14 protein-coding genes are annotated in these 12,603 nt (G+C 65.6%); 9 read left to right on the top strand and 5 right to left on the bottom strand.

Annotated elements, in window-relative coordinates; translation table 11 throughout:
• The first annotated feature begins 51 nt into the window (after positions 1-51).
• Positions 52-1,242, top strand: coding sequence for an extensin family protein (locus BraRD5C2_RS16980; protein ID WP_374708009.1), 1,191 nt, complete (start codon positions 52-54; stop codon positions 1,240-1,242).
• Positions 1,243-1,265: 23 nt separating this feature from the next.
• Here BraRD5C2_RS16980 and BraRD5C2_RS16975 read toward each other — a convergent pair whose 3' ends face one another.
• Positions 1,266-1,943 (bottom strand): L,D-transpeptidase, encoded by a 678-nt coding sequence (locus BraRD5C2_RS16975; RefSeq protein ID WP_223969863.1) that lies wholly within the window; start codon positions 1,941-1,943, stop codon positions 1,266-1,268.
• A gap of 362 nt (positions 1,944-2,305) precedes the next feature.
• On the opposite strand from BraRD5C2_RS16975, the gene BraRD5C2_RS16970 reads away from it, so the two are divergent.
• On the top strand, positions 2,306-3,283 hold the full coding sequence (locus BraRD5C2_RS16970) for a magnesium transporter CorA family protein (protein ID WP_223969862.1): 978 nt from the start codon (positions 2,306-2,308) through the stop codon (positions 3,281-3,283).
• Positions 3,284-3,413: 130 nt separating this feature from the next.
• A complete protein-coding gene (locus BraRD5C2_RS16965; protein WP_223969861.1) occupies positions 3,414-3,635 on the top strand; it encodes a hypothetical protein in 222 nt (73 codons plus the stop codon).
• Positions 3,636-3,772: 137 nt separating this feature from the next.
• Here the strand turns inward: BraRD5C2_RS16965 and BraRD5C2_RS16960 are convergent, their stop codons facing one another.
• Positions 3,773-4,525: an SDR family NAD(P)-dependent oxidoreductase gene (locus tag BraRD5C2_RS16960; RefSeq protein ID WP_223969860.1), complete on the bottom strand. Its 753-nt coding sequence runs from the start codon at positions 4,523-4,525 to the stop codon at positions 3,773-3,775.
• Positions 4,526-4,562: 37 nt separating this feature from the next.
• On the bottom strand, positions 4,563-5,201 hold the full coding sequence (gene pdxH, locus BraRD5C2_RS16955) for a pyridoxamine 5'-phosphate oxidase (protein WP_223969859.1): 639 nt from the start codon (positions 5,199-5,201) through the stop codon (positions 4,563-4,565).
• Positions 5,202-5,309: 108 nt separating this feature from the next.
• On the opposite strand from pdxH, the gene BraRD5C2_RS16950 reads away from it, so the two are divergent.
• On the top strand, positions 5,310-5,717 hold the full coding sequence (locus BraRD5C2_RS16950; protein WP_223969858.1) for an RT0821/Lpp0805 family surface protein: 408 nt from the start codon (positions 5,310-5,312) through the stop codon (positions 5,715-5,717).
• A gap of 137 nt (positions 5,718-5,854) precedes the next feature.
• Positions 5,855-6,820 carry a DnaJ C-terminal domain-containing protein gene (locus tag BraRD5C2_RS16945; protein ID WP_223969857.1) on the top strand — a complete coding sequence of 322 codons (966 nt, stop codon included), beginning with the start codon at positions 5,855-5,857 and terminating at the stop codon, positions 6,818-6,820.
• 389 nt (positions 6,821-7,209) lie between these two features.
• Here the strand turns inward: BraRD5C2_RS16945 and BraRD5C2_RS16940 are convergent, their stop codons facing one another.
• Both BraRD5C2_RS16940 and BraRD5C2_RS16935 read right to left on the bottom strand, forming a co-directional pair.
• Positions 7,210-7,974 (bottom strand): anti-sigma factor family protein, encoded by a 765-nt coding sequence (locus BraRD5C2_RS16940; protein WP_223969856.1) that lies wholly within the window; start codon positions 7,972-7,974, stop codon positions 7,210-7,212.
• 67 nt (positions 7,975-8,041) lie between these two features.
• Positions 8,042-8,530: a sigma-70 family RNA polymerase sigma factor gene (locus tag BraRD5C2_RS16935; RefSeq protein ID WP_092124724.1), complete on the bottom strand. Its 489-nt coding sequence runs from the start codon at positions 8,528-8,530 to the stop codon at positions 8,042-8,044.
• A 174-nt stretch (positions 8,531-8,704) separates the two neighbouring features.
• Here BraRD5C2_RS16935 and BraRD5C2_RS16930 point away from each other — a divergent pair, with 174 nt between their 5' ends.
• The 4 genes from BraRD5C2_RS16930 (at position 8,705) to BraRD5C2_RS16915 (ending at position 12,602) form a co-directional block, all read left to right on the top strand.
• Entirely contained in the window at positions 8,705-9,304 is a 600-nt protein-coding gene (locus BraRD5C2_RS16930; RefSeq protein ID WP_223969855.1) for a histidine phosphatase family protein, read from the top strand.
• 75 nt (positions 9,305-9,379) lie between these two features.
• Positions 9,380-10,468: a chorismate synthase gene (aroC, locus tag BraRD5C2_RS16925; RefSeq protein ID WP_223969854.1), complete on the top strand. Its 1,089-nt coding sequence runs from the start codon at positions 9,380-9,382 to the stop codon at positions 10,466-10,468.
• Positions 10,469-10,518: 50 nt separating this feature from the next.
• Positions 10,519-11,712: an adenylate/guanylate cyclase domain-containing protein gene (locus tag BraRD5C2_RS16920; protein ID WP_223969853.1), complete on the top strand. Its 1,194-nt coding sequence runs from the start codon at positions 10,519-10,521 to the stop codon at positions 11,710-11,712.
• A gap of 11 nt (positions 11,713-11,723) precedes the next feature.
• Positions 11,724-12,602 (top strand): DMT family transporter, encoded by an 879-nt coding sequence (locus BraRD5C2_RS16915; RefSeq protein ID WP_223969852.1) that lies wholly within the window; start codon positions 11,724-11,726, stop codon positions 12,600-12,602.
• Position 12,603: the final 1 nt, after the last annotated feature.

The following is a 12,603-nucleotide window of genomic DNA, read 5'->3' as shown; positions in this document are numbered from 1 at the left end:
GCATGATCCGCCGGCATCTTGGACGGCCGGCAGTAAAATCATGGAACTGACATGAACTGTAGCGCGGAGAAAGCAAGCCGAAAATGGCCTGATGGTGCGTTTCGTCGCGCCGCCGCGGCAATGGTTACCGCTACCGCCGCGCTGCTTTGCCTTGGCATGCAAGCCGGGCCCGCGCAGGCCGCCCGCGGCGCGCCTGGCTTTCCCTGGGACGATTTGTTCGGTGTCCGGCCGCAAAGGGCCCACAAGCCGGTCCGGCGCTCGGCCGTGCCTCTGCCGAAGCCGCGCCCCGCGGAGGCGCCGCCAGCAACGAAAGCGCCTGCGGCCGCGGAGCCAGCGCCGCCCGCGGCCGCAGCACAGCCACCGGCCGCGCCTGCTGAGGCTGCCAGGCCCGGCGCGACGGCGAGGCCAGCCGAGGCAGCCAAACCCGCCGAGCCGCCCCCGCCGCAGCTTTCGGCCTGCCGGCAGGCACTCACCGAGGAGATCGCGATCGCGCCGAGCATTCCGGATATCCACGGCGCCGGCGGCTGCGGCGGCGAGGATCTGGTGCGGCTCGAGGCCATCGTGCTGCCGGACAAGCGCAAGGTCGCGGTCAAGCCCGCGGCGATCCTCCGCTGCAAGATGGCCAGTGCGGTCGCCGACTGGGTCCGCACCGATATCGCGCCGCTGGCGCAGAGCCTCGGGGGCGGGATCAGCAATCTCGATAATTTCGATTCATTCGAATGCCGCGGCCGCAATCGCGTCGTGGGCGCGCAGCTCTCAGAACACGGCCGCGCCAATGCGCTCGACGTACGCGCGTTCGGTCTCGCCAACGGCAAGTCGATCTCGCTGACCGACCGCAGTGTGCCGCGCGATCTGCGCGAGACCGTGCTGCATTCGGTCTGCGCCCGCTTCTCTACCGTGCTCGGTCCGGGCTCGGACTGGTACCACGAGGACCACGTCCATCTCGACCTGATGGAGCGTCGTAACAATTACCGGATCTGCCAGTGGAACGTTTACGATCCGCTGCCGCGTGTCGCGCCGCTGTTGCCGGCCGGGCGCCCCGAAGAGGCGCCGCCGCGCGAGGTCGCCGCAAAATCGGACGCATCCAAGCCGGCCTCATCCAAGCCTGACGCGTCCGAAGCCGACCGCGGCAAGGCCGGTGAGCCGGATGCGGCGAAGTCAGATGATGGGGCCGCACCCGACGGCGCTGCCGAGACCAAGCCACAGCCAACAAAAAAGCGCCGGCAAAGCCGGCGCCTTTGATCGCGATGGCGACGTAAAGACGATCAGTAGGTGGTGCCGCCGGCACCCTGCAGCGCCATCTGCGGCTTGTAGGGCGAGTCGCCGTGCTTCGGCTCCAGCACCACGACGATGGTGCCGAGCTTGACGCGGTTGTAGAGGTCGATGACGTCCTCGTTGGTCATGCGGATGCAGCCCGAGGAGATCGACGACCCGATGTATTCCGGCTGGTTGGTGCCGTGGATGCGGAACAGCGTGTCCTTGCCGCCCGAGTAGAGATACATCGCGCGCGAGCCCATCGGATTGTCCGGGCCGGGGGCCACGAAGGTCGGAACGCCGAGGCGCGAGATTTCGCCGGGGGTGGGATGCCAAGCCGGCCATTCGGTCATGCTGCCGACCTTGGCAATGCCGGACCAGGCCATGGCTTGTTCGCCGACGGTGATGCCGTAGCGGATCGCCTTGCCGTCGTTCATCACGTAGTAGAGGTAATGGTTGTCGGAATCGACCACGATGGAGCCGGGGGCTTCCTTGCGGTGATACTCGACGATGGCGCGGCGGAACGGCTCGGCCACCGGTGTCTTGACGTAGGTGGTCTTGGCCAGCAGTTCCTTGTCATGCGGCTTGAAGGCGGCGGTGTTGGTTGCCTCATAGGTCGTGGCCTGCATGCAGCCCGACAACATGAGGCCCGCGGCCAGGATCCCAAAGGTAACTTTGAACGACGACATGATTACATTCCAATCGAAAATCCGCGTCTCAAAGCGCCACGATTGCGCCCAAAACGCCACGATTCCATGACGAGCATTATTGCCGAGACGTGCCATTATTCCCAGAGTTTAGATGCCTTTCCCGCATCGCGGGACGTCGCCTGTGGCTTTTTTGCCGCAAGTCATCTGGTGTAGGGCCAGTTTTTGTGCAAACAGGCAACGGTTGTCCAGTCGAAGCCGCTTCAACGTCACATTCACCGCCGCCTGGCCGCCACAAAGGTGGATGTCCGGTTAATGTCCCGGTCATGAAGCGCCATCCAGAATCGCGCTAAGTCGACGGGTCTTGCCCGCCCTGTTTCCAGCCCTGTTTCTCGGAGTTCGTAATGCTGTCGGTGTTCGTTCCCTCCGATCTGTCCCTCAAGAAGGCCGCCGCGACCGACCTCGACGCGCTCCCGGAGAGCGCGGTCTGGGTCGACCTGGTGAACCCGACCGTTGAGGAGGACCGGGCCGTCGAGAAGCTCGCGGGGATCGCGGTTCCGACCCGGGAAGACATGCAGGAGATCGAGATCTCCAGCCGGCTCTATATCGAGAACAGCGCGCGCTACATGACCGCGACACTGATGTGCCAATCCGACACCGACATGCCGCGCACCACGGCCGTCACCTTCATCCTGACCAGCCATCGGCTGGTCACGGTGCGTTACGACCTGCCGAAACCGTTTGCACTGGTCGAGAACAAGCTGGCGCGCTCCTGTGCGCCCGGCATCACCGGCGAGCAGGTGCTGATGGAACTGCTGGATGCGGTGATCGACCGCTGCGCCGACCTCCTGGAGCGGTGCGGGGCCGACATCGACCAGGTCTCCCACGACATCTTCGAGCCGGAGAGCGAGCGCCACGGCCACGCCAAGCAATATTCGCAAATCCTGATCGCGATCGGCCGAAAGGGCGACCTGACCTCGAAGGTCCGCGAAAGCCTGGTCTCGATCGGCCGCCTCGTCACGTTCCTTTCGGCGATCGTGGAAGGCGTGAAATGGTCCAAGGACATGCGTGAGCAGCTCAAGACCATGCAGCGTGACGTGGCCTCACTGACCGACCACGCTTCCTATCTCTCCAGCAAGATCACCTTCGTGCTCGACGCCATGCTCGGTGTGGTCAATCTGGAACAGAACAACATCATCAAGCTGTTCTCGGTGATGGCGGTGGTCCTGATGCCGCCGACGCTGATTGCCTCGATCTACGGCATGAATTTCAAGCTCATGCCGGAACTCGAATGGGTGCACGGCTATCCGTACGCGCTGGTGCTGATGCTGATCGCGGCGATCGTGCCGTACTGGATCTTCAAGTGGAAGAAGTGGCTGTAAACCGGTTCCACACGTCGCGTTTTGGGACGCGTTTTCTGCCTTATTTGCTCTCCTAAAATTTGAGTGTTGCGCTGAACGTTTGGGCGAAACTTGTCTGCGATAACGCCCGCCTCGAAGCCGGAGGACAGCAATGGTTGAGAAGATCATAACGCCACGGCGTAACGTCATCGACTTTGCGCGCTATCAACAAGACCGCGCAGCAGGCAAGGTGCAGGCGATCTCGCCGAGACTTTGCCGCTACTGTGGCGCTGCGATGTTGGATGGCGAGGACGAAGACGAATGCTCCAGCGCGTTGAACGACATCGCGCTGCAGCCGTTTGAGAAGAAGTCTCGCCGGTTCTACGCCGACTAGAGGCTGAGGCCTTTTGGAGGCAGAAGCCTCGTCTGCGTCGTTACGCCTGCAATCGAAGCAATCCTTGGAGTACGGCCGCGGCGGCGGCCGGGATCGCCTCGAACCTCTCTCCCCCCAATTCCCATCCAAGCCAAAGCTCAGACGTGCTGGCCACCGTTGATGTGGATCTCGGCGCCGTTCACATAGGAGCTGGTCTCGGTGCACAGCACATAGATGATCTTGGCGACCTCGTCCGGAGTGCCGAGGCGATGCATCGGGATTTGTTGATCAACGATCTTCTCGGTGCCCGGCGACAGGATCGAAGTATCGATCTCGCCCGGTGCGATCGAATTGACGCGGACACCGACGCGGCCGAAGTCGGATGCCATTTCCCGCGTCAATGATGCCAGCGCGGCTTTCGAGGTCGCGTAGGCAACGCCGGCGAACGGATGCACGCGCGAGCCCGCGATCGAGGTGACGTTCACCACTGCGCCTTTGGCGTGCCTGAGCTCGTCGATCAGTCCGCGGGCCAGCATGATGGGCGCGAAGAAGTTGACGCGGAACACGTGCAGCCATGTCTCGACATCGGTGTCCATGGTCCCGAGCCGCGCGCCGCCTGCCCCCTTCGGCGAGATCGCGGCATTGTTGACGAGCGCGTGCAACTCGTCGTTCACCAGCCGTTTGCGGATCTCGCTGATCGCGCGAACGGTGTCGTCATGGTCGCCGAAATCGACCTCGATGTGATCTTCCGGTCCAGCGCCCCAGGGGCAGACTTCGGGAAATGCATGCCGCGAGCAGGTGATGACGCGCCAGCCGGCGGAAGCAAAGCGGATCGCGGTGGCGTGACCGATGCCGCGGCTGGCACCGGTCAGGAGCAGGGTACGGCGCGGCGCGTTGGAAGGAGGGGACATGGTGTCTTTCAGGTTGGCGTCTTTTAAGCTGTCGTCATCACGGATAGAGCCGCACCTTCGACCATGCACTGCCGGCATCGCGACGGAATTCGATGCGATCGTGCAGGCGGAACGGGCGGTCGTGCCAGAACTCGAAGCGCTGCGGCGTGATCCGCCAGCCGCTCCAGCCCGGCGGACGCGGCACCTCGCCGATGACGTATTTCGCGCCGGCCTTGGCGATCGCCTGCTCGAAGGCGAAGCGGCTCTCCAGCGGCTGCGATTGCTTGCTGGCCCAGGCGCCGATCTGCGCCTGCTTCGGCCGTGTGGCGAAATAGGCGTCGGCCTCGGCGTCGGTCACCGGCGTCACCGGCCCGCGGATGCGCACCTGGCGGCGCAGCGATTTCCAATGGAACAGTAAAGCGGCCTTGGGGTTTGCCGCCAATTCGCGGCCCTTGGCGCTGGCGATGTGGCTGTAGAACACGAAGCCGTCGGCGTCGAAGCCCTTCATCAGCACCATCCGCACGTCGGGCAGCCCGTCGGCATCGACGGTTGCGAGCGCCATCGCGTTCGGATCGTTCGGCTCGGACTTGACCGCTTCCGCAAACCATTCGCCGAACAGGGCGAACGGCTCCTCCGCTGCGGTGAAATCACCCGATGTTAACGGTGTCGGGTGTTTGATGGAGGTCGTGTCGGTCATGTCAGGAGTCCCGATTTGCATTCGCCCGCGTCCGAGAGCGCGTTTCTAGCCCTATATAGGGCATGGGGGCGCGTTGGCCTATCGGCGATCCACCCCGCGGGCGCGGTGGTGACCTTGATCCTGATCGGCGTCGGCGCAAGCGGCTGCAGCCTGTCGCGCACCGATGCTTTCGCCAAGATGGACGACAAGGATGTGACGGGCTCGATCAACCCGACCCAGGTCAGCGCGGTGATGCCGACCGACGGCGATCTCGCCTTTGCCCGCAACGCCGCCTCCGATGTGCTGACCAAGGGCGACAAGGATTCAAGCCAGCCCTGGGAAAATCCCCAGACCGGTGCGCGCGGCTCGGTGACGCCGTTGGCCCAAGCCTATGCCGGCGAGGACGGCAAGACGTGCCGGGATTTCCTCGCCAGCTATGTCAATGGAGCCACCGAGACCTGGCTGCAGGGCGCCGCCTGCAGGGCTGGACAAGGCCGGTGGCAAATCCATAGCCTGAAGCCTTGGAACAAGTCCTGAGAGCAAGTCCTGAAAGTTCCGGCTGATGCCGGCACCAAGCTAGTTGCAAAAATGCCACTGAGCCCCCACATGAAGGCAAAGCGGGCCCGGATGGGTTCCCGGCCGAAGCTGATTTTCCCGTGAAGGAGACGTGACGGATGCGCGACCCCTATGAGGTCTTGGGGGTGCAGCGGAGCGCCAGCGCTGCGACGATCAAGAGCGCCTATCGCAAGCTCGCCAAGAAGCATCACCCTGACAATAACAACAACGACCCGAAGGCGGCTGCCCGCTTTGCGGAGATCAACACGGCCAACGAGATCGTCGGCGACGAAGACAAGCGCAAGCAGTTCGACCGCGGCGAGATCGATGCGGACGGCAAGCCCCGCTTCCAGGGCTTCCCCGGCGGCGGCGCCGGCGGCCGTACAGGTCCCGGCGGCTTCGAGTACAGCTTCCGCGGCGGCCCCGGTCCCGGTGGCGGCATGGGCGGCGGCAGCTTCGAGGACATCCTCAACAGCATGTTCGGCAACGCCGCGCGTGGCGGCGCTGGTGCGCGCGGGGGACGGGCCAGTCCGTTTGAATTTGAAGGCGGCGGGGTCGGCGTCGACCTCGATCTTTCGGTCGCCATGACGGTGTCGCTGGAGGAATCGGCCGGGGGCGGCGACAAGCGCGTGCGCCTGCCGACCGGCCGTGAGCTCAACGTCAAGATTCCGCCCGGCGTCACCGCAGGCCAGCAGATCCGGCTGAAGGGGCAGGGCGACACCGCGCAGGGCCATCCGCCCGGCGACCTCCTGATCACGATCTCGATCGCGCCGCATCCGTTCTTCAAGGTCGACGGCAACAACCTCCGGATCGATCTGCCTGTGACCCTTTACGAAGCGGTGCTGGGCGGCAAGGTCCGCGTGCCGACGCTCGGCAGCGCGGTCGAACTGTCGATCCCGAAGAACACCTCCAGCGGCCGTACCTTCCGCCTCAAGGGCAAGGGGCTGGCGAAGGCGGGCGCTGTCGGCGACCTCTACGTCACGACCCGCATCATCCTTCCCGACGGGAACGATGCCGAGCTTGAGGCATTGATGCAGACGTGGCGGGAGCGAAATCCCTACAATCCGCGCAGCGATCTCGGCTGACCGCCGAGAGCGCGCCCCAAAAGACGCTAAAGACGCGAAACTGCACTACCCCGGACTCTATCGGGGTAGACGCGGGCATTGCGAGGGCGTCAAAGAATGACCGGCCGTCCGACGTCCAAATCTGCGGCGTGCAGATCGGATTGCGGAAAAAGAGTGCGGCCTCGAGAGGGGGACCAGCGCGGTACACAAAACCCCAATCGAGGCCGCGTGCGCCGATCGGCGGATCGGGCGCGGATCATCTTCGCGTGAGCATCCGGTACGACAATGAGACGCGTCCATGACGCGAATCGAAATTTTCAATGTCGGAATTGGGACGCTGAGTGAGGCTGGATTCACTTACTCGAAACGGCACAATGTCGGCGGTTGATTTTCCGTAAATCTACGGGAGGTCAGCCGCCGTTCTTCTCCATCTGATCGTAGACGGCTTGCGCGACCTGGGTCAGGCGCGTCCGGTCGGTGCCGCCGCTCACGACATAGGCGACGCCGCGATCGGCCCAGAACAGCGCGCCGTCGCTGCCCTGCACGGCATAGCGCATCTGGGTCGCCTCGGTTTTCGCCTTGGCGGTGTAGACCGTGAAGCGCTCGCCGGACGTGCTCTCATACATCAGGAACGACGCCGGTCCGCTCGGCCCCGGCAGCAGGCGACCCCCGACCAGCTTCAGCCCGGTGAGGTCCGGCGCACGGACGTCCCAGCCGCAGCGCTTGGTCAGCCATTGCTGCAGATGATCGCGCTCGCTGCCGGGCACCTCGACGGGATGACGGACCTCGACCACGTAGAGCCGGTGCGCATCCAGCGCATCGAGCGTGAAGCTCTGGTAGGTCGACGGCGTCGCCGAGGCGCCGCGCGCGATCCAGCCGACGCCGCCGCCGGCGATGAAGGCCATCAGCGTCGCCGCCACCGCGCCATAGACCCAGCGCCGCGGCTGGCGCACCAGCCGCTCGAGCTCGAGCCGCTTCGGCACCGCCTCGTCCAGCACCGTGTCGTAGCGCGCATGCAGCGTCTCGGCCATCGCGCGCCATGACTGCACCCGCGCCGCGTCGTCGGGATGCGTGGCGAGCCACGCCTCGACATCGCCACGGCGTTCGGCCGGCAGCTCGTTGTCGACGTAAGCGTGCAGCTCGTCTTCGGTGACGGGGATGTTCGGGTCGGTCATATCAATCGTCTCTGCCAAATCTTGTTCGAAAAACGTTCATGCATAACACCTGCCATCGCGCACATTATCATTTCACCCGCCGGAGCGCCGGGCGCTGGCCCTCGATCGAGGCCCGTACATGGGCGCGCGCGCGGGCGAGGCGGGACATCACCGTGCCGATCGGTACGCCCTGGATGTCGGCGACCTCCCGGTAGCTCATGCCCTCCAGCATCACGAGCAGCAGCACCGAGCGCTGCTCCTCGACCAGCGTCGACAGCGCGCGCTCGATGTCGCGTCCCTCGGCCTCGGTGCCGCTGGCGTCGGCATTGTTGTCGAGCAGCGGCATGAAGGCCGGCCGCCGCGCCAGCGAGCGCCTTCGGTTCTTGTTCAGATTGGTCAGGATCGTGTAGAGCCAGCTCCTGACGTCGCCGCCGAGAAACAGCCGCTCCGAGCGCAGCGCGCGCACCAGCGTGTCCTGCACCAGGTCATCGGCGATATCCGAGTCACGCACCAGCGCGCGCGCATAGCGGCGGAGCGCTGGAATCATGGCTTCGACACTTTGACGAAACGCGGTCATGCATCCCAGTCTTCGATGGTCGCGGCGACAGCCGCCTTATCAAACATAACACCCTAACGGCGTCGCTATTCCGGTTGCGCTGACCTGCGCGCATAGCGCCTCGGCTGCGCCCGATTTGGGCTTGTCGCCAGCCAAAGTGCTGGTGTACCTCCGGGCCAGAAAAATTCGAAGCGAATGCCGGTGCCAACGACCTACTACATCCGCCACGGCGAGACCTCATGGAACGCCGAAGGCCGGCTTCAGGGCGTGCAGGATATTGCTCTCAACGAGCGCGGCCGCGCCCAGGCGGCACATGCCGGCCGCATCCTCGCCGATCTCCTGGCGCGCGATGGCCGTGACAAGACGACGCTGCCGTTCGTCGCAAGCCCGCTGGTCCGGGCGCGCGCGACCATGGAGCTGGTGCGCACCGAACTTGGCCTGCCGCCGGGCGACTACGCCCTCGACGCGCGGCTGCGCGAGATCGCCTACGGGACGTGGGAAGGCTCGACATTGGCGCAGGCGCAGGCCGCCGACCCCGTCGTCTATGCCCGCCGCCTGGCCGAGAAGTGGCAGGTCGCGCCGGAGGGCGGCGAGAGCTATGTCGACGTGCAGGCACGGATGACCGAGTGGTACGGCTCGGTGACCTCGGACACCGTCGCCGTCGCCCATGGCGGCACCGCGCGGGCGCTGATGGTGGCGCTCGGCTTCGAGACCCCGGCGTCGGCCGCCGACCTCACAATCGAGCAGGGCGCGGTCTACGTGTTCAGCGCGGCGGGCCTGCAGAAGTATAGTTAAGGGCGCCCGGCCAGCCACGTTCCGGGGATCATGAAACCCGTTTGACGCTGCCGACCCTGCGCGTTACGACACGCCATGTCCTTCAATACTTTCGGCCATATGTTCCGTATCACGACCTTCGGCGAAAGCCATGGGGTCGCGATCGGCTGCGTGGTGGACGGCTGTCCGCCGATGATCCCTTTGACGGTGGAGGAGATCCAGCACGACCTCGACCGCCGCAGGCCGGGCCAGTCGCGCTTCACCACCCAGCGCCAGGAGCCGGATGCGGTGAAGATCCTCTCGGGCGTGATGCCGCATCCGGAAAGCGGCGTGCAGGTCACGACCGGCACGCCGATTGCGCTGTTGATCGAGAACACCGACCAGCGCTCGAAGGACTATTCCGAGATCAAGGACAAGTTCCGCCCCGGCCATGCCGACTTTACCTATGAGGCGAAATACGGCCTGCGCGACTATCGCGGCGGCGGACGCTCCTCCGCGCGCGAGACCGCGACCCGCGTTGCCGCCGGCGCGATCGCGCGCAAAGTCCTGCCCGAAGTGAAGGTGCGCGGCGCGCTGGTGCAGATGGGGCCGCACAAGATCGACCGCGAAAAATGGGACTGGGACGAGATCGCCAACAACCCGTTCTTCTGTCCCGACAAGGACAAGGCGGCGTTCTTCGAAAGCTATCTCGACGGCATCAGGAAGAGCGGCTCCTCGATCGGCGCCGTCATCGAGGTCGTCGCCGAGGGCGTGCCGGCCGGGCTCGGCGCGCCGATCTACGCGAAACTCGATAGCGATCTGGCTTCGGCGATGATGAGCATCAACGCCGTCAAGGGCGTCGAGATCGGCGCCGGCTTCGGTGCCGCCGAGCTTACGGGCGAAGAGAACGCCGACGAGATGCGGACCGGCAATAACGGAACGCGTTTCCTGTCCAACCATGCCGGCGGCGTGCTCGGCGGCATCTCGACCGGCCAGCCGGTGGTGGTGCGCTTTGCGGTCAAGCCGACGTCCTCGATCCTGACCACGCGCCGGACCGTGGACCGCAAGGGCGCCGATACCGACATCCTGACCAAGGGCCGCCACGACCCCTGCGTCGGCATCCGCGCGGTGCCGGTGGGCGAGGCCATGATGGCCTGCGTGCTGGCGGATCATTTTCTGCGCGACCGCGGGCAGACCGGGCGCTGATCCCCTATATAGTGGTGGCCACCGGATCGGGTGCTCACCTGGGGAATGCCATGAACGCGTCGGAGCTTCGGGACATCATCGCATGGATGATCGGCGGCGCGCGATCGGCGCCGACACCGGCGCAGATGATGGCGGAATGCTGCGAACGTCTGGTGCGAGCCGGGCTGCCGCTGTGGCGCGTCGGCGTCTTCGTGCGCACGCTGCATCCCGAGATCTACGGCCGCCATTTCTTCTGGAAGCCGGGCTCCGAGGTCGAGACCGGTACCGTCGGTCACAACATCGAAGACTCCCCGGAATATGCCGTCAGCCCGCTGTCGATGGTCTTCAAGCAGGGCGTTGAAGTGCGCGCGCGGCTCGACGACCCCGCCAGCACCCGCTTTCCGGTCGTCGTGGATCTGCAGGCGGAGGGCGTCACCGACTATATCGCCGTGCCGCTGATCAACACCGCCGGCCCCCCCAACGCCTCGAGCTGGACCACCAGGCAGCCGGGCGGCTTCACCGACGAGCAGCTCGATGCGATCCGCTCGATCACTATCCCGCTGTCGCGCTACATCGAGATCGTCACCCTGCGCCGTACCGCCACGCTGCTGCTCGACACCTATGTCGGCAATCGGGCCGGCGAGCGCATCCTGGGCGGCCAGATCAGGCGCGGTAGCGCCGATACGATGGATGCGGCGATCTGGCTGTCCGACCTGCGCGGCTTCACCGCGCTGTCGGACCGCTTGCCGTCCGAGACGGTTGTCGAGATCCTCAACCTCTATTTCGATTGCCAGGTCACCGCGATCCGCGACAATGGCGGCGAGGTGCTCAAATTCATGGGCGACGGCCTGCTCGCGGTGTTCCCGGTCGACGAATATCTCGGCGACGAGGTGCAGGTCTGCTCGCGGGTGCTGGAGGCGGCGCGCGCATCCCGCGCCGGGGTCGAGGCGCTGCAATTTCCCAATGGCGACGCCGTCGAGCGTTTCCGCTTCGGCGTCGCGCTGCATCTCGGGCGCGTGCTCTACGGCAATATTGGCGGCGGCAACCGGCTCGACTTCACCTGCATCGGCCCGGCGGTCAATCTCGCCGCGCGGCTTGAGAAGATCGCCGGCCGTCTCGGCCGCACCGTCGTGGCTTCCGAACGCTTCGCCGGCATTCACGACGGCGGCTGGAGCGATCTCGGCGAGTTTCCGATCGCAGGATTTGCCAAGGCCGAGCGGGTCTACGGCCTGTTCGACGAGGCGCCGGTCGCTGCTGCCGGCTAAGGGCAGCGTACGTGACTGACACCCACGCGCAGCATCGCACCGGGGTCGCGCTGGTCGTGGCGGCTGCCGTGGCCTGGAGCACTGCGCCGTTCTTCACCCGGCTGCTGCACTTCGATTCCTGGACCATCCTGTTCTGGCGCGGGCTGTTCGGGGGCGGCGCGATCGCGCTGTTCCTGGTCGCCACGCAGGGCTGGCGCGGCGCGCGCGATCTCGTCGTGATGCCATTGAGCGGATGGCTGGTGGCCGGCCTCTCGACCTTCGGCATGGTGACGTTCATTCCGGCGCTGCAACTGACCAGCGTCGCCAATGTCGCCATTCTCATCGCGATGCAGCCGTTTGCGGCGGCCGCGATCGCCCGGCTTTGGCTCGGCGAGCGGGCTCGGCCCGGCACATTGCTGGCGAGCCTTGTCGCACTCGCGGGCGTCGCCATCACCGTCAGTGGTGCCGCTGCCATCACGGACTACAGGGGCATCGGCCTTGCCGGCGTGATGGTGCTGGCGATTTCGTTGATGACGGTGGTGATCCGGCGGCACAAGGGGACACCGATGATCGCCGCCGCGGCGCTCTCGAACTTTCTCGGCAGCGGCGTGAGTTTGCCGCTGGGGCTCGGCATCGGCGCGGTCACCGGTGCCGATCTCGGCGTGCTCGCGATGTTCGGCGTATGCCAGGTCGGTCTCGGCCTCACCCTGTTCACGGTCGGCTCGAGATTGCTGCCGTCCGCGCAGGCCTCGCTGATCGCAACCCTCGAGACGCCGCTGATGCCGTTCTGGGTGTGGCTGGCGTTTGCCGAGGTGCCGTCGCTGCGTGCCCTGATCGGCGGCGCGCTGGTGATGGGGGCGGTCGTCGCCGACATTGCGCTGAGCCAGCGGACCGAGCCAGTGCGGCGGTGAT

The sequence above is a fragment of the Bradyrhizobium sp. RD5-C2 genome (genome assembly GCF_019972155.1).
Taxonomy (GTDB): Bacteria; Pseudomonadota; Alphaproteobacteria; order Rhizobiales; family Xanthobacteraceae; genus Bradyrhizobium.
The sequence above is the reverse complement of the archived record's forward strand: the minus strand, read 5'-3'. Positions and strand labels throughout refer to the sequence as shown.